The following is a 25,058-nucleotide window of genomic DNA, read 5'->3' as shown; positions in this document are numbered from 1 at the left end:
GGAGGTTCGGGGAGGCCCGTCGGGGTGCCGACGGGCCGCGCTCCGAAGTCATGCCCCCGCCGAACGGGAAGACACCCTTCCGTCAGCGGTGGTCGCCGCCCTGCCGGCCGTCCTGGCCGGTGTCCTGCGCGCCGTCCTTGGCGACCGGCTTGCAGGTCACCTCGTCGCGCGGGGTGTAGTGGGTCTTGTAGGTCTCCCGCTTGACCTCGGTGCCGCCGTTCTTGAAGACGCGGTCCACCGAGATGTCGAAGCCCTCCAGGGGCGGCTGCGGCACACAGGCCTCGCCGGTGCCCTCGCGCTTGATGGGCTGCGTGATGTTGGTGCGCGGGCCGGCGACGGCCTCCACGGAGTCGTACTTCTTCGTGCCGAGGAAGCTCACCGTGACCGAGTGGTCGGTGGCGCTCGCCTTGATGTAGATCGGCTTGCCCGTGTCGTTGCGGAACTTCAGGTCGAGCGAGCCCCAGGCGACGGTCGCCTCGCGGCCGGCCGGGTAGCGCTCGATGTAGAAGGAGTGGGCGCCGTGCTCGACGGGCTGCACCCCGGCGAAGAACATGGCGTTGTAGACGGTGGTGGCCATGGCCGACACGCCGCCGCCGGGCGCGGAGCGGTACGAGCCGTCGAGGATCATCGTGCCGTCGACGAAGCCGTTGTCCGGGGTCCGCTCGCCGACCGTCCTGTTGAAGCTCCACACCTCGCCCGGCTGCACGAGGGAGCCGTTGATGAGCTCGGCCGCCCGGCCGATGTTCGTCGTGCGGTACGGGGCGGTGGGGAAGTTCACGGTGAACGTGGACATCTGCTCGGTGATGCCGAGGCGGGCGAGGGAGCCGGAGGACAGCTCGGGCTCGGTGACCCGGGTCGCCACCGGGGCCGTACGGGCCGCGTCGCCGGACTTGGTGAGCAGCGGGCGCACGGCGTCGCCGAGGGCCTTCGCGGTGACCTCGTGGCCCGGCCGACCGGCCGACTCGACGACGACCTTTCCGTCCCGCACCCCGAGGGCGGCCTCCACCGGCGCGCCGTTCAGGGCGGCGAGGGGGCGCGCCACGTCCGGGTCGCGGAGGAGGGCCTCCTCGTCGAGGGAGGCGGTGAGGCGGCCGTTGTCGTTCTTCACGGTGAGGTGGTCGCCGAGGGTGGCGGCGGAGATCCGCAGCCGCTGGTCGCCGGCGGTGAGCGTCACGGGGCCGGACACGGCCGGTGCGGCGTACGTGTCGAGGAACCGGTTCACCTCGGCGGCGGGCAGCTTGGGCTGGGTCAGGGCGACGGGCAGACTCACGGGGCCGGCGCCCGTGGCGGCCGGGTAGGAGGCCCGCAGGGCCTCGGCGGCCCGGCCGGTGTCCAGCTTCCGGCCCGTCACCGGCTGGGTCGCGACGGCCTTGCCGTCGCGGAAGGCGACGGAGCCCTCACGGACGTTCCGGTCGTTCTGCTCGGCGAGGCCGGAGACGGCGGCCCGCGTCTTGGCCTCGTCGTAGGCGAGGACCGGCTGGACCTCGCGCTCGCCGGAGGAGAACAGCCGCCCGATCACGGTGAAGGGGTCACGGGACGGGTCGGCGGCCCGGTCGGCGGTCTTCGCCACGTCCACGGTCAGTCCGGCGGCGGCCGGGTCCACGGCGGCGGCACGGTCGCCGACCCGCACGGGTATCGGCGCCTTCCAGGAGGCCGGGGCCGCGGCGGTCAGTTTGGCCTCGGCCTCGGCGCGGCTCATGCCGCCGATGTCGACGCCGTCGACGCGGGTGCCGGCGGATATGTCGTCCCCGGTCGCCAGCAGCCCCGCCACATACAGGCCGCCCGCGGCGACCGCCACCACACCCGTCGCGATCGCCACCCCCCGAAGACGCGGACGGCGCCCCTCGCGGGGCGTCGGGGCAAGGTCGATGCTGGAGCGGGGCACACGCTCTCCCGGGGCGTCGAGGAAATGGGACAACCACACGACGGTACGCCGAAAGAGTGTCTTCTGCACATAAGGACGTTTTGACCTGCGGGGATACGGACCGTCCCAAACCGGACACACAGCGTGCGACCGAACGGGGCGTGCCCCGCTGCCATGTGGGACCACGCCTGGGCCTGACCCCGCCCCGTATGAAGCCCGCGCCCGCGTGGGCCCGCGCCCGGCGGGGCGGTGCCCCGGTCCGCCGCCGTGTGGGCAATCGTCCCGCATGGGGGTCCCCCCAGGACGAAGTCCTAGGGGGAGGGACGGGTGGGCACACGGGACGGCGCCCTCTCGCGGCGCCTCCGCGTTCCGCGCCTGGACCCGCACCACCAGCTTCGGTGCACGGGGTGCGGGTCAGGGCGCGTAAGCCTCTGGCGCCGGCAAGGGCGCCGTCCGTTGTGCCCACCCTCCCCCAAGCTCTCGGCTTCGCTCGAGCAGGGGGGACCCCCATCGCCCCTTGCGGAACGCCTGCCCACAACGGGGTGGAACGCATGCCCACAACGGGGCCGGAGGTCGGCGCGCTTAAGCTGGGGCCGTGCCCGTCAGCCCCGGTCCCCAGTCCGTCGAGCGCGCCCTCGCCGTGCTCGACGTCGTCGCCGATGCCGACCGGCCCCTCGGGGCCAAGGCGCTCGCGCGGCGCCTCGGCTGCGCGTTGTCGACCGTCTACCACCTCACCGGGCCCCTGCTCGCCCGCGGCTACCTCGTCCGCACCGCCGAGGGGTACGCCCCCGGCCCCCGCGTCCCGGCCCTGTACCGCTCGCACCAGCGGCACCACGGGCTCGGTGCGGGGACCGGGGAGCTCCTGGGCCGGCTGCGCCGGGCGACCGGCGCGGAGGCGTACCACACCGCGTATCGCGACGGCCTGATCACGGTGGTCGACACCACCGCCCCCGTCACCGACGCCGGACACCCCTTCACGCCGGGCCCCGAGGCCCGCGCGCACGCGACCGCGCACGGCAAGGCGCTGCTCGCCGCGCTGCCGCGCCCGCTGCGCCGGCGCTACCTGGCTGAGCACGGCATGGCGCGCTTCACCGAGCGGACGATCACCAGCGCGGAGCGCTTCGAGGCCGAGGTGGACCGGGTACGGGGCCAGGGCTTCGCCGTGTCCGTGGGCGAGGCCGATCTCGCGTACACCTGTCTCGCCGTCGCCCTCCCCGAGCGCCGCGACGGCATCGTGCACGCCCTCTCCGTCTCCCTGCCCACCGCCGACTTCGCCCGGCGCCAGGGCGACATCCGCGCCGCGCTGGCCCGCGCCGTACCCGACTTTCCGATCCTGCCGGAATCCTGAGCCGCCCCGCTCGCCCCGCCGGTCCCACCCGCCGCAGAGTGGACGCATGATCTTCATCGCCGTCCGCTTCACCGTCCGCCCCGACCACGCCGACCGCTGGCCCGACCTGGTCGAGGACTTCACCCGTGCCACCCGCGCGGAGCCCGGCAACCTCTTCTTCGACTGGTCGCGCAGCGTCGACGACCCGAACGTCTTCGTCCTTCTGGAGGCCTTCGCCGACGCGGAGGCCGGCGCCGCCCACGTCGCCTCCGAGCACTTCACCGCCGGCCTCGAGGCCATGGCCGGGGCCATCGCCGCCACCCCCGAGATCATCAACGTCGAGGTCCCGCAGCAGGGCTGGGGTGCCATGGCCGAGCTCGCCCCGCGCGGCGTCTGAGCCGTTCCGCCACGACCCCCGGTCCCCGTCGCCCCGCCTGGTAGGTTCGCGTGCACACGCAGGCGGGGGCGGGCGGCCCGAGGGGAGAAGCGGCACATGGCGGTGAGCGGACGGCAGACCGGCAGGCCCACCCTGGAGGAGGTCGCGGCCCGGGCCGGGGTCGGCCGCGGCACGGTCTCCCGGGTCATCAACGGTTCCCCGAAGGTGAGCGAACAGGCCAAGGCCGCCGTCGAACGGGCCGTCGCCGAACTCGGCTACGTCCCCAACCGGGCCGCCCGCGCCCTCGCCGGCAGCCGCACCGACGCCGTCGCCCTGGTGATCCCCGAGACCGAGGCCCGCCTCTTCGCCGAGCCGTACTTCCTCGACATCATCCGCGGGGTCAGCGCCGAACTCGCCGACGCCGACAAGCAGCTGCTGCTCACCCTCATCCGCAGCGAACAGGAGCGGCAGCGCTTCGAGCAGTACCTCGCCGCGCAGCGCGTCGACGGCGTCCTCCTCGTCTCCGTGCACGCCGACGACCCGCTGCCCGACCAGGTCCGCGCCCTCGGCCTGCCCGCCGTCCTCAACGGCCGCCGCACCGAGGCGGAGCGCGTCGCCTTCGTCGACTCGGACAACACCGGCGCCGGCCGGACCGCCGTCGGCCACCTGGCCGCCCGCGGCAGGCGCTCCATCGCCACCATCACCGGACCGCTCGACATGTACGTGGCCCGCTGCCGCCTCGACGGCTACCGCGAGGGCCTCACGGAGGCCGGTCTCACGCCCGACGAGACGCTCGTCGCCACCGGCGACTTCACCGAGGAGGGCGGCCGGCGCGCCATGCGCGAGCTCCTCGACCGCCGGCCCGACCTGGACGCCGTCTTCGCCGCCTCCGACGTGATGGCGGCCGGCGCGCGCGGCGTCCTGCGGGAGGCGGGCCGCCGGGTCCCCGAGGACGTGGCGCTCGTCGGCGTCGACGACTCGGCGGTCGCCCGGCACATGGACCCGCCGCTGACCAGCGTGCGCCAGCCCATCGAGGAGATGGGCCGCACCATGGCACGCCTGCTCCTGCAGGAGATCGCCTCGCCCGGCGACCCCGACGATCAGCCCCGCCGGATGCTGCCCACCGAGCTCGTGGTGCGCGCCTCCTCCTGACCCGTACGTGCGGGGTGCCGAGATGCAGCCCTCCCGGGGCCCCCGGAGAATGGACACCGTACGGGGTCCGTATCCGCGAACAGGACGCCGCCGACGGCGTCCGACCCGGCAAGGGGGCGGTGGACGATGTCGCTGCGCAGGCCGAACCGGTGGCCCGCCTGGTCCCGGTCCCTGCGCACCTGGACCGTCCTCTACGTCCTGTTCGTGGCCCTGGTGACCGTCGCGTACCTGAAGATCCCCGCCCGCCACACCATCCTGTGGGCGCTCATCGGCCTCAGCGGCGTCGCCGCCATCCTCGTCGGCGTCCATCTGCACCGCCCGGCCCGGCGCTGGCCCTGGCTGGTGCTGGCCGCGGCCAACCTCACGTTCGTCGGCGGCGACACCGCGTACAACGCCCTGGAGGCCTTCTTCGGCCAGACCAGACCCTTCCCCTCCGTCGCCGACGCCCTCTATCTGGCGACCTATCCGCTGTTCGCGGTCGGCCTGTTCGGGTTCATCCGCTACCGGGCCGTCGGCCGTGACCTCGCCGTCCTCCTCGACGCGCTGATCCTCACCTCGGGCCTGGCGCTGCTCTGCTGGGTCAACCTCATCACCCCCCTCGCCCGGAGCGAGGGCATGACCTGGACCGAGAAGGCCATCTCCATCGCGTATCCCCTCGGCGACGTGCTGATGCTCGCGATGCTCGCCCGGCTCCTCGTCCCCGGCGGGCTGCGCTCCCGCTCCGTGCAGCTCCTCACCCTCGGCACCTGCGGGATCCTGGCCTCCGACGTCATCTACGGCATCCTCCAGCTCAAGGGCACCTGGCAGGTCGGCACCCCCTGGGACCTGGGCTGGGTCGTCTTCTTCACGGCCTGGGGCCTCGCCGCCCTGCACCCGTCCATGACGGGCCTGACCGAGCGCGCCCCCGAGCCGGCCCCCCGTATCGCCGAGCGGCGGCTCGCGCTGCTCGCCGGGGCCTCGCTCGTCGCCCCGATCCTGCTCCTCCTGCAGTCCCTGCGCCACGAACGGAACGAGGACATCGGCGTCATCGCCATCTTCTCGGCGATCATGTTCCTGCTCGTCCTCACCCGGCTCTGGGGCATGATGAGCGACCACGGCAAGGCCGAGGCCCGTGAACGCAGCCTCCGGCTCGCCGCCGCCTCCCTCGTCGCCTCCCTCAGCCCCCGCGAGGTCGCCGGAGCGGTCGAGACGGCCTCCGCCACCCTCTTCGGCCCCGGCGCCTCCCACCGGGTCCTCCTGTTCACCCGGGACCGCCGCGGCGGCCTCACGGCCGTGGCCACCCCGCAGCACCCGTGGAGCTGCCGCACCGACGAGCTGATCCGGCCCCGTGGCACCCCCTGGCCCGAGCTCGTCGCCGAAGGCGCCCGGCTGCTTCCGGTGACCCGGCTCGACCCGTCCATCGCCGCCGAGATCGCGCCCGAGCCCCACGCCCTGCTCTGCCCCCTGGAGCTCCAGGTCCCCGCCGGAGACGAACCGCTGCTCGGCGTGCTGCTCATGGCGGGGTCCGAGAAGAAGCTCGCGGAGATCGCGGCCTCGGCCCAGTCCCTCGCCTCCCAGGCGGCCCTGGCCCTCGAGCGCTTCGGGCTCAGCGAGGAGGTGAACCGCCGTACCAGCGAGGCCTACTTCCGCACCCTCGTGCACAACACCTCGGACGTCATCCTGATCGTCGACGACGACGACAGCATCCGGTACGCCAGCCCCTCGGCCGAGTCCATGTTCGGCCGCTCCCTGCTTTCCGGGACCCCGCTCACCGACCTCCTCGCCCCCGCCGACACAACGAGCGCCCTGCGTCTCGTCGCCGACGCCCGCGCCCGCGGCGCCGCCGACGCCCGGGACGACTGGAAGCTGCTGCACGGCGGCTCCGGGGAACTGGAGGTCGAGGTCCGCTGCAGCAACCTGCGCGACGAGCGCACCGTCCACGGACTGGTCCTCACCCTCCGGGACGTCACCGAGCAGCGGAAACTGGAACGGGAGCTGACCCACCGGGCGTTCCACGACTCCCTCACCGGGCTCCCCAACCGCGTCCTCCTCCTCGAACGCATCGAGCGGGCACTGCTCCGCGGCCGCCGCGAGTCCACCCTGACCTGCATGCTCTTCGTGGACCTCGACGACTTCAAGGTCGTCAACGACACGATGGGCCACTCCGTCGGCGACGAACTCCTCGTCGCCGTCGCCCGCCGCCTCACCTCGGTCCTGCGGCTCACCGACACCGCCGCCCGGCTCGGCGGCGACGAGTTCGCCGTCCTCATCGAGGGGGCGCGCGAGCCCCGCGACGCGGAGGCGCTGGCGGCGGAGATCGTGCACACCCTCAGCCAGCCGTTCCACCTCACCGACGGCGCCGTGTCCGTGTCGACGAGCGTCGGGATCGCGACCGTGCTCGACAGCGCGCACGCGGAGGAGCTCCTCGGCCACGCCGACCTCGCGCTGTACGCGGCCAAGGCCGCCGGCAAGAAGCGGTGGCGGCTCTTCCACCCCGAGCTGCACTCCCGGCTGGTCGCCCGCCACGAACTCCAGGCGGGCATGGACACGGCCATCGCCGACCACGCCTTCGCCCTGCGCTACCAGCCGATCGTCGAGGTGGAGGGCGGCGCCCCGGCCGGCCTCGAAGCGCTCATCCGCTGGCCGCACGCCCGGCGCGGGATGGTCCCGCCCGACCAGTTCATCACCCTGGCCGAGGAGAGCGGCCACATCATGCCGCTGGGCGCCTGGGTCCTCGAACACGCGGCCCTCGACATCGCACGCTGGCAGCGCCTCCACCCCCGCGACTCGCCGCTGCGGGCCAATGTGAACGTCTCCCCGCGGCAGTTCCGCGACCCCGGCTTCCTCGAAGAGGTGCGCCGCGCCCTGCACTCCTCCGGGCTCGCCCCCGGCTCGCTCTTCCTGGAGCTCACCGAGACCGTCCTCATGCGCAAGGACGCCCAGATCCGGACCATCATGGCCGCCCTCAAGGACCTGGGCGTCGGCATCGCCATCGACGACTTCGGCACCGGATTCTCCTCGCTCAGCTACCTGCGCGAATTCCCCATCGACGTCCTCAAGGTCGACAAGTCCTTCATCGACGACATCACGACCGACCCCCAGCAGGTGGCGCTCGTGGAGGGCATCGTGCGCATCGCCGACGTGCTGGGCCTCCAGGTCGTCGCCGAGGGCATCGAACACGAGGAGCAGCGGGCGCTGCTCGCCCAGATGGGCTGCCGGTACGGGCAGGGCTACCTCTTCGCCCGCCCCATGACCGCCCACCAGACCGAGTCCTATCTGCATCGCGCACCGGCCGCCGCCACCGGGCCCGCCGCCCGCCCCGCGGTCCGGCTCGCGGGCCCCGTCCCGGCCGTCCGCACGGTCCGGCCCCCGCGCGAGTCCCGCTGGCGGGACCTGGAGCACCTCCAGCGGACCAGCCTCATGTGCGACGCCGTCATCGACGAGGTCCAGGGCCGCCGCATCCGGGTCGGCGACGACTGGCTCATCGACTTCGCCTCCTGCAACTACCTCGGCTTCGACCTCGAACCCGCCATCATCGAGTCCATCGAGCCCGAGGTCCGGCGGTGGGGCACCCACCCCAGCTGGTCCCGGCTCATCGGCAGCCCCCGGCTCTACCCCCGGATCGAGGAGCGGCTCACGGAACTCCTCGGCGCCCCCGACACCCTGCTGCTGCCCACCATCACCCTCATCCACCAGTCCGTCATCCCGCTGCTCGCCGGCACCGGACAGGTCTTCGTCGAGGCGCAGGCCCACCGCACCGTGTACGACGGCTGCGTCGGCGCCCGGGGGCAGGGCGCCGAGATCCACCGCTTCCGCGCCGACCGGCCGGAGGAACTGGCCGCGCTGCTGCGCGGCGCCCCGGCGGACGCGGGGCGGCTCGTGTGCATGGACGGCGTCAACAGCATGACCGGCAACTTCCCCGACCTGCCCGTCCTGGCCCGGATCTGCCGGGAGAACGGCGCCCTGCTGTACGTCGACGACGCCCACGGCTTCGGCGTCCTCGGCGAGCGCCGTGCGGGCGAGAGCAGCCCGTACGGCAGCCGCGGCAACAGCATCGTCCGCCACGTCGGAGAGACCTACGACAACCTGGTCCTGGTCGGCGGCTTCTCCAAGGCGTTCTCCTCGCTGCTCGCCTTCCTCGCCGTGCCGAAGTGGCTCAAGGACCACCTCAAGGTGGCGGCGGCCCCCTATCTGTACTCGGGGCCCTCCCCGACCGCCTCGCTCGCCACCGCCCTCGCCGGACTCGAACTCAACGACGAGCGGGGGGACGAGATCAGGGCCCATCTGTACCGCAGGACGGCCCGCGTCCTCGACCACGTGCGCGCCCTGGGCATCGCCACGCCCAACACGGACGGGCTGCCGATCGTGGAGATCCCGCTCGGCGACGCCGGCGACCTCGACGCCGTCGCCACCTTCCTCTGGGAGCACGGCATCTACGTGACGCTCGCGTCCTATCCGCTCGTCCCGCGCGACCGGGTCGGCTTCCGCATCCAGATCACCGCCGCCAACACCGACGAGGAGGTCGACCAGCTGTGCGCAGCCCTCACACAGCTCGCCGAGCGCTTCGTGCTGCAGCCCGCCACGGGCCCCCGTTCCGTCGCCGCCGCAAGGCCCGCGGAGGAGTGATGGACTCGAATCCACCGGGCCCCGAGGAGACGGGCCGGGTCCGCCGCAACCGGGACGCCGACTGGAACGCCTGGCCGGTCGACGCCTACCTCGCCGAGAACTACCGCAGACTCCACCCCTGCGACATCGGCGTCATCCGCCACCACGCCGCCGTCTACCGGCGCTTCGCCCCCGGCAGCCTCTCCCGCACCCTGGAACTCGGCGCAGGGCCCAACCTGTACCCGCTGATGCTCGCGGGCGCCGCGAGCCGCGGCGTCGACGCCCTCGAACCCAGCGCCGCCAGCGTCCACTATCTGCGCGCACAGCTCACGCACGGCGTCGACGACAGCTGGCGGCCCTTCTACGCCCTGTGCCGCTCCCTCGACCCGGCCCTCCCCGCGGAGTGCGAGGAGGCGCTCCGCCGGGTCCGGGTCGTCCGGGGCACCGCCGACGAGCTGGTCCCCGGCACGTACGACCTGGCCTCGATGAACTTCGTCGCCGAGAGCGTCACCGAGGACTTCGGCGAGTTCACCGCGGTCTGCGACTCCTTCGTCCGCGCCGTCCGCCCAGGCGGGACGCTCATCGCCGCCTTCATGGAACAGATGCCGAGCTACCGCATCGGCACCGGCCCGGTCTGGCCCGCCTGCCCGGTCGACGAGGCCGCCCTGCGGTCCGTGTTCGGCCCCCGTACCACCGGCCCGCGGATCACCAGGCTCGCGAAGGACCGCACCCTGCCCGAGTACGGGGACACGGGCGTCCTCCTCCTCACGGCGACCCGACCGGACGGTTCCTCTTCCTCGGTGCGGGAGTGAGGCCGGGCCGTCGGGCCGACGGGGTACGGGAATGAGGCCGGCCCGTCCGGTCGGCGGCGAGGCGGGCGTGCGCAGCGCCGTCAGGCCAGCAGTTCCCGGTAGAGCGCCCCGTACCGCGCTGCGAAACGCTCGGGGCCGAAGCGGTCCTCGACCAGGGCCCGCCCCCGCTCCGCGAGCATGTCCCAGGAGCGCGGCTGGTCGAGGAGCCACGCCAGCTGCTGCCCGGTGCGGCGCGCGTCGCCCGCCGGGGCGCGCAGCACGGCGTGCCCGAAGTCGGCGAACTGCGGGAGGTCGCTGAGGATCGACGGCCGCCCCGTCGCCAGCGCCTGGAGCACCGTGAGCGGGATGTCCGGGTTGCCGCCGAGCCGGGGCGGCGGGAACAGGAGCACCTGGACGGAGGCGAGCAGGGCGTGCATGTCGTCGACGTGTCCGCGGACGTCGACGTCGGGCAGCCCGGCCGCGCCGGCCCGCTCCCGCAGCGACTCGTCGAGGGCCTCGGCGTCCTGCCCCGGCCTTCCCCGCATCGCGAGCACCAGCCGGAACCTGGCCCCCTCGCCGTGGGCGACCGCCGCCGCCTCGATCGCGATCTCCGCTCCGCCGTCCGGATCGTGGTGCCCGGCGAAGAGGACCGCGGGAAACCCCTCGGGCCGCGGCAGGTACGGCCACTCGTCGAGCCGGACCATGGGCGGCACGACCCGGACGTCCCCGAACTCCGCGGCCCGCAGCCTGCGGGCCATCGACTCGGACAGGGCGACGGTCGTCCCGAGCGGCCGGGCGCGCCCCAGGGAGCGGTTGTCGGTCACGCCGGGGACGGTGTGCACGACCGGCCGTCCGCCGAGCAGCAGCGGGCGCAGCCAGGAGTAGGCGGGGAAGCCGTGGCCGATGCTCAGGAAGACGTGCACGAGGTCGACCCGGCGGGCGAACACGGCCCCGGTGAGCGAGGTCTGCGCCCCCGGGACGGGGTGCGGCGCGCCGTCCCGGGACAGGACGCGGACCGGCCGCCCGCGCTCCGGCGGGGCCTGGCGCCGCCGCGGCCCCTGGGTGAACCAGACGAAGTCCACGTCGGGGAGGGCCGCGAGGACGTCGGCGGCCAGCCGCACGCCACAGCCTTCCGGACCGTCCAGCGGGCCGGCGGTCAGGAGCAGGACCCGGGGCCGCCGCTCATGGCGGGGCATCGGGCACCTCCGCCGCGTCCGGGCCCCGCGCCCGGCACAGCGGCGACGGCCCCCGGCACGGGGCCGCCCGCCCGGTCGCCGCGGGCGCGGGGGCGGGGACAGGGGCGGGGGCGGTGCGCGGGGCGTTCACCCCACACCTCCCGCGGTACGGGCCCGGGTGCCGCGCAGGCGCGTCCGCTCGGCGGGCCCGGTTCCGGAGTCGGGGCCGGCGCCCCGGGGCACGGCGGTGTCGGCCCCGGGCAGCAGATACACCTCGGGCGCCCGCGGGATGCCGCCCCCGGGGAACAGCGCCTCGGTCTGTGTCCGGTAGCCGCGGATCAGCTCCGCCTTCCGGTCGAGGTCCCGCTCCCAGGCGCGGGCCACCAGACGGTGCCGGCGGGTGAACTCCACGTCGGCGGCGGTCGTCTGGTTGTACGGGAACTCGCTGTAGTACACGACCCTGCGGCCGCAGCGCTCGGCGGCGGTGCGGACCAGGACGTGGTCGGCGTGACCGCCGACGCCGAGGGGCGCGAGCACCAGGCCGCCGGAGCGGGCGGGCAGCAGCGCGTCGACGGTCTCCCCGGCCACGCGCAGCGCCTCGGCGTCGTGGTCGGAGACCCGGCCGCGGGACAGGTGCAGCCGGTACGTCGGGTACACGTGCGCCAGTTCGGGCAGCAGCCGGGCCAGCCGGGCGGCGCCCGGGCCGATGTCCGGCAGCCGCCGGAACAGCCCGTCGACCAGGCCGACATGGAGCAGGTCGACGTCGAGCAGGTCGAGGACCCTGCGGTCCTCCCGGCGCCGGTCGGCGAACAGCTCCTCCGCGTCCTGGGCCCCGGCCCGCTTCAGGTACTGCCGGGCGGACAGGGTGTACGGAGGGGGTGCGGCCTCCGTGAACAGCGTGGCGACCGTGACCGGGGCCCGCCGCCCCGCCCAGCCGAGCAGCGCGCCGCAGGACAGCACGGCGTCGTCCAGATGCGGCGAGAGCACGAGCATCGGCACGCCGGTGCCGAGGACGGTGCGGACGAAACCGGTCAGCGGGTCGTCTGCCATGACGACGCACCCCTCTTCCTCGGCCGCCGTGCGGCGGCGGGTGAGTCGAGAAGCCGATGGGCCAGGGCCAGATAGCGGCCCGTCGTCTCGTCCCAGGTGTAGTGCCGCGCCGCGATCCCGGCGCGGTGGCCCAGACGGCGGCGGAGCGCCGTGTCCGTGGCGAGTTCGGTCATGCGCGCCCCGAACGCCGCCACGTCGAACGGCAGCACGGCCACATCACCGCCGTCGCGCATCCAGCGCAGCGCGGGCAGGTCGAAGTGCAGCACCGGTTTGCCGTACGCCATGCCTTCCAGGGCCACCAGGCCGAAGGTCTCGTGCCGGGACGGCATCACCAGGAAGGCGCTGTCGCGCAGCAGTTGGCGTCTGCGGTCCTCCCCGGCGGGCCCCACCCAGTGGATCCGGGACCCGGAGCCGCGGGTGTACGTGGCGAGGAGCGCGGCGAGCCGGCGTTCCTCCGCGGGGGTGCCGGTGCCCGCGAGGAGCAGGTCGAGCGGGGGCCGGGCCCCGTCGTAGGCGTCGAGCAGCAGGTCGAGGCCCTTCGCCCAGGTGTCGATCCGGTCCAGGAAGAGGATGAACTGCCCGGCACCGAGCCGGGCCCCGTCAGGGAAGGGCTGGTCGATTCCGTTCGGGACGACCTGCACGTCGGCCCGGGGGCTGAGCCTGCGGATCGCCGATCCGTCCGCCGCGTTCGTCACCACGATGTGCCGGTAGCAGCGCAGGCCGAGCCGCTCCACCAGGAAGAACGGCACATGGTGGCGCCACCAGGGGGCCTCGGCGCCCCCGTGGTCGATGCCGACGACCGGGGCGCCGGTCGTCAGGGGGAGGAAGCTCGTCGAGTACGGGGGAGTGAAGTTCTCCAGCCACAGGTCGTGCGGGATCCGGCGGGCGGCGAACGGCAGCATCACCAGGAACGCCAGCCGGCCGGTGCGCGGGCCCGCCCGGCCCACCGGGAGCCGGACGTACCGGATGCCGTCCCGGTCCTCGGTGCCGCCGCGCCGGCCCGCCGTCACGAGGGTGACCCGGAAGTCCTCGGCGAGCCGCCGCGCCACCTTGCCGGCGAGCAGCGGGCCGTCGCCCCGGTGGGCGGGGTCGTCCGCGTCGTCGTAGACCGACAGCACCACGCGCCGCCGCTCGCCGGTCACGTCGGGCGGCGGGTCGGCGGCCGGCCGCTGCCGCTCCCGTATCGCGTCGAGGGTCCGCTCCAGGGCCGCGCCCGCCACCAGGGACGGAGCCCGTTCGCCGTCGAGGCGTGTGATGCCCGTCAGTTGCAGCGACCAGCTCCGGTAGCGGCCCCACCGGACGGTCGGCGGTACGGGGGTCTCCTCGCGGCCGCGGCCCCTGTGGGTCCCGGGCCCGGTCTCCAGCAGGAGCGTCAGACCGTAGCCCGCGGCGATCCGGCGGAAGGCGGACGCCGTCCCGGAGGAGGCCGGCGGGGCGAAGGTCACGAGGGCGTCCAGCGGGCCGCGGTCCGTCACGACGACGGCGGGCCGGCCGTGCGCCCGCGCCCGCGCGAACAGCCGGGCGGCGGAGACCCGGGCCGCGAGCTCGGCGGCGTGAAGGAACGCGTGGGCACGGCGCGGGCGGGATCCCCGGCGCTCGGGATCCGAGGCGCGCCGTGCCCACCCGTTCCCACCCGGTTCCCCCGTCTCCCTCACGTGGGGCGGAACCGGGAGCCGGCGGCAGAGGAGGCAGCTTCGGCAGGGGGCGGTGACGACGGTGACTCCGCGCTCGCGGAGCAGTGTGGCGAGCCGGCGCACCAGCGGCGAGATGCCCGCGCCGTCGGGTCCCGAGACGGCGACGAGCAGAGGCCCGCGGAGGCTCGTCATGGCACCCGCCTCCGCGGCTTCGGGGCCTTCACGAGGGCGGGGAGGGGCTCACGGCCGGTGCGGTCGGACGCACCGCGGGTGCCGGTGGGGTCGTGTGAGCCCGATGAGCCGGACGATCGGCTTGTGCTGCGACCGCGGCGCGCGCTGTGGGTGTGGCTCGTACGGGCGCGGCGGCGCCGCCCCGCGCCGCGCGGCCTGCGGGTCAGGCACCGGGGCGCGGGGGTACCGAGGCCGATCCGGTCGCTGGCGCGGCGGGCCGGGTGGGCCTGCGGGCGGTGCGGGGGACGGCAGAGCGAGCGGCGCCGGGCATCGGCGAGGGGCCAGTCGGTCACCCGCCGCAGGGGGTGCGGCACGGGTGCCACCGGCGTCCGGCTGGAATGGATGGAGGTCACGACGAGCCTCTCCCGGCAACCGACCCTGCCGAGGGTGTGCGCTCACTGTCTGGTTTGTCGAGAAATGTTGCTCACCTCAGCGTTAGCACCGTTGGGGCCGTTTCGTCAACCGGAAGCCCCGCGCGAGCCGCGAACGGGACCGCGTGCGAGGCGTGACAGGGCGTTGTGCGGCCGCTCGCGGAGCAGGCCGCCGAGGATGCGGGCTCCGTCGCGGACCGTGCGGGGGTGCGACGGGCCGTGACGGCGCGGCAGTTCGAGGCTCGGCACCTCGGCCACGCGCAGCCCGTAGTGCAGGGCGTGCGTGACGAGTTCGGCCCCGAGCTCGACCCCGTCCTCGCGCAGATCGAGGAGGTCCACGAAGGGGCGGCGGAACGCGCAGAATCCGTACCAGAGATCCGTCAGGTGCTGGCCGTAGAGGCGACGGGCGACCCGCAGCAGCGCTCGGTGCCCGATCCGTCGCGAGAGCGGATAGTCGGCGTAATCCCCGCCCGCGATGAAACGCGATCCCTTGACGAAGTCGTAACCGCTTTCCAGGTAATGCAGGTAATGCGGGATCTCCCGCGGCGACATGCTTCCGTCGGCGTTCATCAGGACGATCAGATCCCCGGTCGCGGCGAGCAGGGCCGCGTGCGGAATGTCGCCCCGGGTGAAGTCCCAGGCCCCGAGCCGGAGCACGCCGAGCCCGGCACGCTCCTCGGTCTCTCCGGCGGGCCCGCCGATCAGGACGACCTCCCGCACGCTCGCCGGCAGCCGGTCGAGGATCCGGTCGAGGGCCGCCCCCGGGTCCCCGCCGTCCGGTCGGACCGTGAGGACGAGACTCACCGTCCGGGTGCCGGAACGGGGTGCCCGGTCGGTGGACCGGCGCAGGGGGTGCGCATGCGAATCGCTACTCATCGGTACGGCCTCAGTGGTCGGCTCGGCCTTTCGGCGGCCCGCTTCTCAGAATCCTGCGCCCGGGCTGAGGCCGTCAAGAAAAGCGGAAGAATATACGGGTCTGCGCGAAGGGATGACCCGCTCTGCCGTCCGGTCATTCCCCCCTGTCACCTGGCAGTTTCTGCACGCGGTACCCCGGAGGAATACAATCCCGTCATGGCAGGGCGAATTGAGGACTACGCCCTCGTCGGTGACCTCGAGACCGCCGCGCTCGTCGGGACCGACGGGTCCGTCGACTGGTGGTGCGCACCCCGCTTCGACTCGCCCGCCTGCCTCGCCGGCCTCCTCGGCGAGCCGGACCACGGCCGCTGGATCCTCGCCCCCGTCGGCAGCGGCCGCTGCACGCGCAGGAGTTACCGCGGCGACACGCTCGTCCTGGACAGCGTCTGGGAGACCCTCTCCGGAACCGTCCGGATCACCGACTTCATGCCGCCGCGCAGCCTGGGCGAGGACTCCCCGAAAATCGTCCGGGTCGTCGAGGGGATCGCCGGACGGGTCGCCGTACGGGGGGAGTTGAGGGTCCGCTTCGACCACGGCAGCATCGTGCCCTGGACCCGCGCCCTGGACCGGCGGACCGTCGTCTACCTCGCGGGCCCGGACGCCGCCCACCTCTCCTGCGGACCCGGCGTCGCACTGGACGTCACTCCCGACCGGACGAGCTGCGAGTTCACCGTCACCGCCGGCCGCCAGGTCGCCTTCGTCCTCGGCTGGAGCCCCTCGCACGCGCCCGCCCCGCCGCCCGCCTCGCCGGCCGGTGTCGCCGCCGCCCTCGCCCGTACCCTCGCCTTCTGGAACGACTGGGCCGCCACCCTCCGCTACGAGGGACCCGCCCGCGAGGCCGTGCTCCGCTCCCTGCTCACCCTCAAGGCCCTCACCTACGCCCCCTCGGGCGGCATCGTCGCCGCCGCCACCGCGTCCCTCCCCGAGTCCATCGGCGGCCGCCGCAACTGGGACTACCGCTTCTGCTGGCTGCGCGACGCCACCTTCACCCTCTCCTGTCTGCTCCGCAGCGGATACCGCAGGGAGGCGCTGGCCTGGACCGACTGGCTGCTGCGCGCCGTCGCGGGCGACCCCGCCGACCTCCAGCCGCTGTACGGGGTCGAGGGGCAGCGACGGCTCCCCGAGACGCACGCCGACTGGCTGCCCGGCTACGAAAACTCACTGCCCGTCAGATTCGGCAACGCGGCCGTCGGACAGTTCCAGCTGGACATCTACGGCGAGGTCCTCAGCACCGTCTACTCGGCCGTCCGGGCCGGCGTCGGCCTCGACCCCGCGGCCTGGTCCCTGATCGCCTCCCTCCTGGAGTACCTCGGCAGACGCTGGCACGAACCCGACGAGGGAATCTGGGAAGTCCGCGGCCCACGCCGCCACTTCGTCCACTCCAAGGTCATGGCCTGGGTCGCCGCCGACCGCGCCGTCCGCCTCGCCCGCCTCGCCGGACTGCGCGGCTCCCTCGCGCACTGGCAGGCGCTGCGCACCGAACTGCACGCGGAGATCTGCGCCCGCGGATGGAGCGAGGAACAGGGCTCCTTCACCCAGTACTACGGAAGCCGGCAGGTCGACGCCACCGCCCTGCTGATCCCACGGCTCGGCTTCCTCCCCGCCTCCGACCCCCGCGTCCTCGGCACCGTCCGGGCCATGGAACGCCTCGACGACCACGGGTTCCTGCGCCGGTACGGCGACGTCCGGGACGGCGGCACGCACGAGCTCGACGACCTCGGCGGCACCGAGGGGAGCTTCGTCGCGTGCACCTTCTGGTACGCCGACGCCCTCGCCATGACCGGTCGCGCCGACGAGGCACGGACCGTTTTCGAGCGGGTCCTCGGCGTCCGCAACGACGTCGGGCTCCTCGCCGAGGAATGGGACCCGGTGGCGGGCCGTCAGCTCGGCAACACGCCCCAGGCGCTCAGTCACGTCGCCCTGGTGAACACGGCCTTCACCCTGTACGGCACGCGCCGCCACGACCGCGACCGCGTCGGCCGGCTCGCTGTGGCATGATCGCGCCCGACTCCGGCGCGGGGCCTGGGGGTCGGGGGGCGGACATGAACTGGTACGTCGTCATACCGAGCGCGCTGGCGCTCCTCCTCGTGATCCGCGGAGCGGGCTCGCTCCGCGCCGGCCATGCGCCGTCGGGGCAGCGACGGCGCGTCGCCCGCCCGGCGCTCCAGGGCTGGGGGCAGCTGGCCATCGGCGCGGCCATGGCCCTCCAGGCGTGCGCGCAGCTCACGGACGGCGTCGCTGCCCGCGCCGCCCTGGGCGGCACGACCTTCCTCGGCCTCATCGCCGGCGGCGTCCTCCTCACCATGGCCCGGGTCCCGCGCCGGAACCGCTGACCCGCCCCCGGAGGACGCGAGCGGTCCCCGCCGGGCGTGGAGCCCCCACGTGTCGTTCGGGTGAGTCCAGCGGGCGCCACGGGCGCGCGTGGGTTCGAATCGGGGCATGGCTTCCTACGACAGGCTCCGCGCCGGCGGCTCCCCGAGGCCGCTCCAGTCCGGTGACACCTGGTGGTACGCCGCCGTGGCCGGCGAGGCCGCCGGCTCGTTCAGCACACGGGTCCGGACCCGGACCCGCCGTGCCTGCCTCGGGGCCGTCCTCCTCCTCACGGTCGTCTACGCGGGACTCGTGCTGACCGCGACGGGCCGCCGCTGGGGCGACGCCGCCGTCACCGGCCGCCGCGCCGACTCCGCCGCGGTCACCCTGCTCCGCGAGCACCCCTCCCTCGCCGGGCTCACCACCTTCTCCCTCGTCCTCGGCTGCGTCGCCCTCCTCGCCACCGGTCTCATACGCAAGCGGTACGTCCTCACCGGCGCCGCCGCCGGAGCGGTCGTCACCGCCCTCGCCGTCACCGGGCTCCTCCAGCGCTACGCCCCCCGCCCCCGGATCGTCGGCCCCGCCGGCGCCCTCGTCCCGAGCGGCTTCCCCAGCGCCCAGACCACGCTCGCCCTCGGCATCGCCCTCGGCCTGGTCCTCGTCGTCCCCTACCGGCAGCGCGCCCTCGCCGTGGGCGCCGCCACCCTCTGGGCCGCCGCCGTCGGCGCGTACACCATCGCGGCGGGACAGCACCGGCCCGGCGACGTCATCGCGGCCGCCCTCGTCGTCCTGGCCGTCACCTCCGGCCTCCTCGCCGTCATCGCCCGCCGGGGCAGGGTCCGCCCCGGCCCCCGCCGCGGACCGGCCCTGCCCGGCCTCCCGGTGACCATCCCGCTCGCCCTCCTGGCACTGGGCGGCCTCGGCCTCGGGTTCTGGCTGCTCGGCGACACCCTCGCGCTGCCGGCCGCCGCCCCGTACGACCCGGCCGAGCTACGCCTCGCGCACCGCTGCGGCCAGGCCCTCGCCGCCGGCGTGGTCGCCGCCGCCGGGCTGATCCTGCTCGCCGTGCTCCGGCGCGTCGACGTGGACGGTCCCCCCGCCGCGTACCGGCTCGGCGGACCCTTCGTCGAGGCCGCCGGCGTCCCGCGCGACGCCGAGCTCGTGGGGCCCTTTACCGAGGAGCACGATCACGAGATATCTTGATGTCGAGCAATCTCGCATACGCAGACGTGGAGCGGAGCACCCGGTGACTGACTCGACCATCATCTACACCCACACTGACGAGGCGCCTGCCCTGGCGACGTACTCGTTCCTGCCCGTGGTCCAGGCGTATGCCTCGCAGGCCGGAGTCACGGTCGAGACGCGTGACATCTCCCTCGCGGGCCGCATCATCGCCGTCTTCCCCGAGTTCCTGGAGGAGGGCCAGCGCATCGCCGACGCCCTCTCGGAGCTCGGCGACCTGGCCAAGACGCCGGGCGCCAACATCATCAAGCTCCCGAACGTCTCGGCGTCCATCCCGCAGCTGAAGGCCGCGATCGCCGAGCTCCAGGCGCAGGGCTACGCCCTCCCGGACTACCCGGACGACCCGCAGACGGACCAGGACAAGGACGTCCGCGCCCGTTACGACAAGATCAAGGGCTCGGCGGTCAACCCGGTCCTGCGCGAGGGCAACTCCGACCGCCGCGCGCCGGGCTCGGTCAAGAACTACGCCAAGACCCACCCGCACCGCATGGGCGCCTGGACCCCCGAGTCCAAGACGAACGTCGCCACGATGAGCGAGAACGACTTCGCCTCCACGGAGAAGTCCGTCGTCATCGCCGAGGACGACACCCTCCGCTTCGAGTTCACCGCCGCCGACGGCACCGTCAGCGAGCTCCGCGAGCCGCTGAAGGTCATCGCCGGCGAGGTCGTCGACGCCGCCGTCATGCGCGCCGCCGCCCTGCGCACCTTCCTCGGCGAGCAGGTCTCCCGCGCCAAGGCCGAGGGCGTGCTCTTCTCCGTGCACCTCAAGGCCACGATGATGAAGGTCTCCGACCCGATCGTCTTCGGCCACGTCGTCCGCGCCTTCTTCCCGAAGACCTTCGCCCAGTACGGCGAGGCGCTCGCCGCCGCCGGCCTGTCCCCGAACGACGGCCTCGGCACCGTCCTCGGCGGCCTCGACGCCCTCCCGAACGGCGCCGAGATCAAGGCCTCCTTCGAGGCCGAGCTCGCCGACGGCCCCGCCCTGGCGATGGTCGACTCCGACAAGGGCATCACCAACCTGCACGTGCCGTCCGACGTCATCGTCGACGCCTCGATGCCGGCCATGATCCGCACCTCCGGCCACATGTGGGGCCCGGACGGCCAGGAGGCCGACACCCTCGCGGTCCTGCCGGACCACAGCTACTCCGGCGTGTACCAGGCCGTCATCGAGGACTGCCGCGCCCACGGCGCCTTCGACCCGTCGACCATGGGCTCCGTCCCGAACGTGGGCCTCATGGCGCAGAAGGCCGAGGAGTACGGCTCCCACGACAAGACCTTCGAGATCGCCCAGGCCGGCACCGTCCGCCTCGTCGACTCCAAGGGCGCCGTCCTCCTGGAGCAGGAGGTCGCCGAGGGCGACATCTTCCGCGCCTGCCAGACCAAGGACCTGCCCATCCAGGACTGGGTCAAGCTCGCCGTCACCCGCGCCCGCGCCACCGGCGCCCCGGCCGTCTTCTGGCTGGACGAGAACCGCGGCCACGACGCCCAGATCATCGCCAAGGTCAAGCAGTACCTGCCGGAGCACGACACCGAGGGCCTGGACATCCAGATCCTGTCCCCGGTCGAGGCCACCAAGTTCTCCCTGGAGCGCATCCGCCGCGGCGAGGACACCATCTCGGTCACCGGCAACGTCCTGCGCGACTACCTGACCGACCTCTTCCCGATCCTGGAGCTGGGCACCAGCGCCAAGATGCTGTCGGTCGTCCCGCTGATGGCGGGCGGCGGCCTCTTCGAGACCGGCGCCGGCGGCTCCGCCCCGAAGCACGTCCAGCAGCTCGTCAAGGAGAACTACCTCCGCTGGGACAGCCTCGGCGAGTTCTTCGCCCTGGCCGCCTCCTTCGAGCACCTCGCGACCAGCACGGGCAACACCCGCGCCCAGGTCCTCGCCGACACCCTCGACCGCGCCACCGGCACCTTCCTCAACGAGGACAAGTCGCCGACCCGTCGCCTCGGTGGTATCGACAACCGCGGCAGCCACTTCTACCTGGCCCTCTACTGGGCCCAGGAGCTGGCCGCCCAGACCGAGGACGCCGAGCTGGCGAAGGCCTTCGCCCCGCTCGCCGAGACCCTCTCCGCAAACGAGCAGAAGATCGTCGACGAGCTCGTCGCCGTCCAGGGCTGCCCGGCCGAGATCGGTGGCTACTACCAGCCCGACCCGGCCAAGGCCGCGGCCGTGATGCGCCCGTCCGCCACGTTCAACGAGGCCGTCGCCTCCCTCGCCTGATCCGGCGCGGACCGTCGTCCGCCCCCGTCGCGCGACCGTACCGCCCCGGCCGGAATCCCTCCGGCCGGGGCGGTCCCGTCGGTGGCGCATCTCACCCACCGGTGTGACCCTGGAGGGCATGAGCTGGGCATCTTGGACGACCGCCGGTGTCTACACCGGGCGAGGTGGGGTGCTGACCGACGAGGCGGGTGTCCTCACGGGCGATGTGACCGTGCACACGACGTTCGCCGATCGCGAGGCACGCGTGGCCGTGCAGTACAGCGGCGCGTCCGACTGGTTCACCATGTCGGGCAGTCCCGTTCCGTGCGATTCGGAGGAGGAGAGCCGCGATCTGCACGACGCCGTCGTGGCGGCCGTCCGGGAGGGGAAGGGGGCCACGGTCCCGACCCTGCCCACGGCGCCACCGCTGTAGCCGCGGGCCTTCGAAAAGTGTTATCCCTCCCTTGCCCACGGGTCTCCTGACGACGGGGGACTCGGACCAGGGATGAGGGAGCAGACCCATGCACAGCGACGAGCGACGCACCACCGCGCTGGTCGAGGCGGCCAGGGCAGGTGACGCGGAGGCAAGGAACACCCTGGTCCGCGACCACCTTCCGCTCGTCCACAACATCGTCGGCCGGGCACTCGACGGCCACGCGGACACGGACGACATCGTCCAGGAGACGATGGTCCGCGCCCTCGACGGGCTCGCGGGCCTCCGCGACCCCGCGCGCTTCCGGTCCTGGCTCGTCGCCATCGCCATGAACGGCATACGGCGCCGCTGGCAGGAACGCCGTCGGGCGCCCGTCCCCGGCCTCGACCGGGCCACGGACCTCGCCGACCCGGCCGGCGACTTCACCGAGCTCACCATCCTCCGCCTCGGCCTCTCCGGGCAGCGCCGCGACGTGGCCCGCGCCACCCGCTGGCTCGACGAGGACGACACCGAACTCCTCGCCCTGTGGTGGCTGGAGGCCGCCGGCGAACTCACCCGCGCCGAGCTCGCCGAAGGACTCGGCGTCACCCCGGCGCACGCCGCCGTCCGCGTCCAGCGGATGAGGGAACGCCTCGACACCGGCCGTGCCGTGGTCCGCGCCCTGGACGCGCTGCCGCCCTGCCCGGAGCTGACGGAGATCCTCACGGCCTGGGACGGGCGGCCCTCCCCGCTGTGGCGCAAGCGGATCGCCCGCCATCTGCGCGGCTGCGACGCCTGCACCTCCCGAGCGGCCGGCCGCAGCGGACTCGCCCCCGTCGAGGGCCTCCTGGTCGGCATCGGCCTCGTCCCGCCGGTCACCGTCGCGGCCAAGCTCGCGGACGCACCTGCGGTGGAGTACGCGGCGTACCCGCGGAGCGCTCCCGTAGGGGGCGACCGCCGGCCCCCGTTCCGCCGCGCCACCGTCGCCGGGGTCGCGGCCGTCGCCGTCCTCGGCGCGGTCGCCCTCCTCGTACCGTCGCGGCCGGAGGCACGGGTCAGGCCCGAGCGGCCCGTCGCCGGACCGCCGGCGACGACCGCCCCGGCCACGGTCTCCCCGAGCCCGGTGGTCACCGGCGCCGCCCCCGCGCCGACGACCGCCGTCCCCACCCCCCGGCGCACCCCGCGCCCGACGCCCGCCGCCGACCCGGGGGAGCGGGTCACCGCGCTCGTCAACCACCTCCGGGCGAAGGCCGGTTGCGCCCCGCTGCGGACCGACCCCCGGCTGGTCGCGGCGGCCCGCGGCTACGCCCGGGACATGGTCGCGCGCGGCTTCTACGGGCACAGCAGCCCCGAGGGCGAGTTCGCGGACACACGGATCACGGCCGCCGGGTACGACTGGAGCGCCTGGGCCGAGAACCTGGCCCGCGGCGCGACCGACCCGGAGAGCGTCGTCGGGGACTGGCGGGACGGGGCGATGCACGAGCAGAACATGCTCGACTGCCGGTACCGGGACACCGGCGTCGCGTCGGTGCCCGGTCCCGGCGGACGGATCTGGGTGCAGAAACTGGCCGCCCCCGCCTCCTGAACGGGAGACGGAGGACTTCAGCGTCTGGCGCCGAAGTCCTGCACCCACCAAGGGCCGTTGGCGGCGAGGGTGACCCCGACGCCGATGTCCTTGAACGAACAGTTGAGGATGTTCGCCCGGTGCCCGGGACTGTCCATCCAGTCCGCCATGGCCCGGGCCGGGGTCTTCGGTCCGCGGTGGATGTTCTCGCCCCAGGTCGACCACGTGTACCCGGCGCCGGTGATCCGGTCGCCCGCGTCCCGGCCCTCCGGGTTCTGGTGCTCGTAATAGCCGCGGGCCGCCATGTCGTCGGCGTGCCCCTGCGCGGCGGCCCGCAGGCGCCCCTCGGAGCGGAGCGGCCCGCAACCGGCCTTCTCGCGCTCGGTGTTGGCGAGCTCCACGACGTCCCGCACGTACCGAGCGGCCTTCTCGGCGGTCGCCGCCGGCCGGTCAGGGACGGCTGCCGCGGCCTTCGCCGGCTGCTCCGGGGCGGTGGCCGCCGTGGCCGTCGTGCCGGTCGCTGGAGCGGCCACGTACATCCCGGTCGCCACCGTGAGCACGACGGCCGCGGCCCCGGCGAGGGTCACGGCGGTACGGAACGACGGCCGGCGCGGGCCGCGCCACCGCATCCCGCCCGCTCTCCGGTGCCTGCCTCCGGCGGGCGGCCGGGGGCTCGCGAAGCGGTCGGTGCGCTCGTGCTCGTCGGAGTGGCCGGGACGGTCGTGGTGCCGCATGGAGCTCCGCTCTCTCGCCGGGGTCGCCGTTCGGTCCGGCGCTCGGAGAGCCACCGGGGCGACGGCGGTAAGACTTTCCGGCCCCTGCCGCCCCGACACTCCTCGTCAACGCGGCGCGTCAACCCACGTCCGAGCCTCTCAGCCCTGCGGGACGACCGCCACCGGGCACGGCGCGAGGTGGAGCGCAGCGTGCGCCACCGACCCGATCCGCGGCCCGACGGCCCCGCGCCGGGCACGCCGGCCGACCACCAGGAGCTGGGCGCCGCCCGAGCCCGAAAGGAGCACCTGCCCCGCGCTGCCCAGCTCGACGTGCTCGGTGACCGGCACGTCGGGGTACCGCTCGCGCCAGGGGGCGAGCGCCTCGCGCAGCGCCTTCTCCTCGTACGGGACGAGCCCGCCGGCCTCGTCGGCGAGCCGCATCGACCCGGGGCTGTACGCGTAGAGCGGCGGTAGGCTCCACGCGCGCACGGCCCGCACCGCGGCCCCGCGCGCGGCGGCGGTCCCGAAGGCGAAGCCGAGCGTGGCCGCGCTGTCCTCCGGGCTGCCGTGCTGACCCACGAGCACGTACCCCGAGGGCGGTTCGGTCCGCTCTCCGTCGCGGGACCGGACGGCGACGACCGGCCGGGTGGCGCCGGCGATGATCTGCTGCCCGTACGAACCGAGCAGGAAGCCGGTGACGGCGCCGTGTCCGCGCGAGCCGATGACGAGCAGCTCGGCCCGCCCCTCGGTGCCGAGCAGCGCGGCGACCGGGGTGTCGGGGAGCAGCTCGGCCGTGAGCGCGAGGCCCGGGTGGCGCTCGGCGATCTCGGCCTCGGCCTCGCGCAGCACGGCGTACGCGGCGCGCTGCTGTTCCTCGGGGTCCTGCACCAGGGGGATGTCGAGCGGTTCCCAGCGCCACGCGTGCGCGAGCCGTAGCGGGAGGCCCCGGTGCAGGGCCTCGCGGGCGGCCCAGTCGGCCGCGGCGAGGCTCTCCGGGGAACCGTCCACTCCTGCGACGATCTCACGACTCATCAGGCTGCCTCCGTCGGTGCGGTGACGGGCCCGCCGGGCGGCCGGCCCTGCTCCGTCCAGCTTGGGCCCTGAGGCGGCTCGACGAGAGGGCCGGAGGTCCCGACATGCCGGT

General features: G+C 74.3%; 18 protein-coding genes. 11 read left to right on the top strand and 7 right to left on the bottom strand.

The window, feature by feature from the left end:
• Window positions 1-82 precede the first annotated feature (82 nt).
• Window positions 83-1,819, bottom strand: a complete 1,737-nt coding sequence (locus tag ABT041_RS33925; RefSeq protein ID WP_502976656.1) for a VanW family protein — start codon at window positions 1,817-1,819, stop codon at window positions 83-85.
• Between the two features lie 640 nt (window positions 1,820-2,459).
• On the opposite strand from ABT041_RS33925, the gene ABT041_RS33920 reads away from it, so the two are divergent.
• The 5 genes from ABT041_RS33920 to ABT041_RS33900 all read left to right on the top strand — a co-directional run bounded on the left by ABT041_RS33920 (window position 2,460) and on the right by ABT041_RS33900 (window position 10,115).
• On the top strand, window positions 2,460-3,212 hold the full coding sequence (locus tag ABT041_RS33920; RefSeq protein WP_351191781.1) for an IclR family transcriptional regulator: 753 nt from the start codon (window positions 2,460-2,462) through the stop codon (window positions 3,210-3,212).
• A gap of 46 nt (window positions 3,213-3,258) precedes the next feature.
• Window positions 3,259-3,588 (top strand): putative quinol monooxygenase, encoded by a 330-nt coding sequence (locus ABT041_RS33915; protein ID WP_351191779.1) that lies wholly within the window; start codon window positions 3,259-3,261, stop codon window positions 3,586-3,588.
• A 96-nt stretch (window positions 3,589-3,684) separates the two neighbouring features.
• Window positions 3,685-4,719, top strand: a complete 1,035-nt coding sequence (locus ABT041_RS33910; protein ID WP_351191776.1) for a LacI family DNA-binding transcriptional regulator — start codon at window positions 3,685-3,687, stop codon at window positions 4,717-4,719.
• Window positions 4,720-4,845: 126 nt separating this feature from the next.
• A complete protein-coding gene (locus ABT041_RS33905) occupies window positions 4,846-9,324 on the top strand; it encodes an aminotransferase class I/II-fold pyridoxal phosphate-dependent enzyme (protein ID WP_351191774.1) in 4,479 nt (1,492 codons plus the stop codon).
• A complete protein-coding gene (locus ABT041_RS33900) occupies window positions 9,324-10,115 on the top strand; it encodes a class I SAM-dependent methyltransferase (protein WP_351191772.1) in 792 nt (263 codons plus the stop codon). Before ABT041_RS33905 ends, ABT041_RS33900 begins: the two co-directional genes overlap by 1 nt.
• Window positions 10,116-10,195: 80 nt before the next feature.
• Here the strand turns inward: ABT041_RS33900 and ABT041_RS33895 are convergent, their stop codons facing one another.
• The 4 genes from ABT041_RS33895 to ABT041_RS33880 all read right to left on the bottom strand — a co-directional run bounded on the left by ABT041_RS33895 (window position 10,196) and on the right by ABT041_RS33880 (window position 15,431).
• Window positions 10,196-11,290 carry a glycosyltransferase family 4 protein gene (locus tag ABT041_RS33895; RefSeq protein ID WP_351191770.1) on the bottom strand — a complete coding sequence of 365 codons (1,095 nt, stop codon included), beginning with the start codon at window positions 11,288-11,290 and terminating at the stop codon, window positions 10,196-10,198.
• A 126-nt stretch (window positions 11,291-11,416) separates the two neighbouring features.
• On the bottom strand, window positions 11,417-12,319 hold the full coding sequence (locus ABT041_RS33890; RefSeq protein ID WP_351191768.1) for a PIG-L family deacetylase: 903 nt from the start codon (window positions 12,317-12,319) through the stop codon (window positions 11,417-11,419).
• On the bottom strand, window positions 12,301-14,145 hold the full coding sequence (locus ABT041_RS33885; RefSeq protein WP_351191766.1) for a glycosyltransferase family 4 protein: 1,845 nt from the start codon (window positions 14,143-14,145) through the stop codon (window positions 12,301-12,303). Before ABT041_RS33885 ends, ABT041_RS33890 begins: the two co-directional genes overlap by 19 nt.
• Window positions 14,146-14,642: 497 nt before the next feature.
• Complete coding sequence (locus ABT041_RS33880; RefSeq protein ID WP_351191764.1) at window positions 14,643-15,431, bottom strand: glycosyltransferase family 2 protein; 789 nt, start codon at window positions 15,429-15,431, stop codon at window positions 14,643-14,645.
• Window positions 15,432-15,626: 195 nt separating this feature from the next.
• Here ABT041_RS33880 and ABT041_RS33875 point away from each other — a divergent pair, with 195 nt between their 5' ends.
• From ABT041_RS33875 to ABT041_RS33850, 6 genes are all read left to right on the top strand, one after another.
• Window positions 15,627-17,468 carry a glycoside hydrolase family 15 protein gene (locus tag ABT041_RS33875; RefSeq protein WP_351191762.1) on the top strand — a complete coding sequence of 614 codons (1,842 nt, stop codon included), beginning with the start codon at window positions 15,627-15,629 and terminating at the stop codon, window positions 17,466-17,468.
• Between the two features lie 44 nt (window positions 17,469-17,512).
• On the top strand, window positions 17,513-17,803 hold the full coding sequence (locus ABT041_RS33870; protein ID WP_351191760.1) for a hypothetical protein: 291 nt from the start codon (window positions 17,513-17,515) through the stop codon (window positions 17,801-17,803).
• A gap of 106 nt (window positions 17,804-17,909) precedes the next feature.
• A complete protein-coding gene (locus ABT041_RS33865) occupies window positions 17,910-18,983 on the top strand; it encodes a phosphatase PAP2 family protein (RefSeq protein ID WP_351191758.1) in 1,074 nt (357 codons plus the stop codon).
• A 43-nt stretch (window positions 18,984-19,026) separates the two neighbouring features.
• Window positions 19,027-21,246 (top strand): NADP-dependent isocitrate dehydrogenase, encoded by a 2,220-nt coding sequence (locus ABT041_RS33860; RefSeq protein WP_351191756.1) that lies wholly within the window; start codon window positions 19,027-19,029, stop codon window positions 21,244-21,246.
• 118 nt (window positions 21,247-21,364) lie between these two features.
• Window positions 21,365-21,658, top strand: a complete 294-nt coding sequence (locus tag ABT041_RS33855; protein ID WP_351191754.1) for a hypothetical protein — start codon at window positions 21,365-21,367, stop codon at window positions 21,656-21,658.
• A gap of 88 nt (window positions 21,659-21,746) precedes the next feature.
• Window positions 21,747-23,222 (top strand): sigma-70 family RNA polymerase sigma factor, encoded by a 1,476-nt coding sequence (locus tag ABT041_RS33850; RefSeq protein ID WP_351191752.1) that lies wholly within the window; start codon window positions 21,747-21,749, stop codon window positions 23,220-23,222.
• 17 nt (window positions 23,223-23,239) lie between these two features.
• On the opposite strand, the gene ABT041_RS33845 is transcribed toward ABT041_RS33850, so the two are convergent.
• Window positions 23,240-23,935: a CAP domain-containing protein gene (locus tag ABT041_RS33845; protein WP_351191750.1), complete on the bottom strand. Its 696-nt coding sequence runs from the start codon at window positions 23,933-23,935 to the stop codon at window positions 23,240-23,242.
• Between the two features lie 138 nt (window positions 23,936-24,073).
• The gene (locus ABT041_RS33840) at window positions 24,074-24,946 is read right to left on the bottom strand and encodes a universal stress protein (RefSeq protein WP_351191748.1); all 873 of its coding nucleotides are present in this window, start codon (window positions 24,944-24,946) and stop codon (window positions 24,074-24,076) included.
• Window positions 24,947-25,058: the final 112 nt, after the last annotated feature.

Source organism: Streptomyces sp. NPDC002825, assembly GCF_040295385.1.
Taxonomy (GTDB): Bacteria; Actinomycetota; Actinomycetes; order Streptomycetales; family Streptomycetaceae; genus Streptomyces.
Note: the sequence above shows the minus strand (reverse complement) of the source record. Positions and strands in the feature narration are given on the sequence as shown.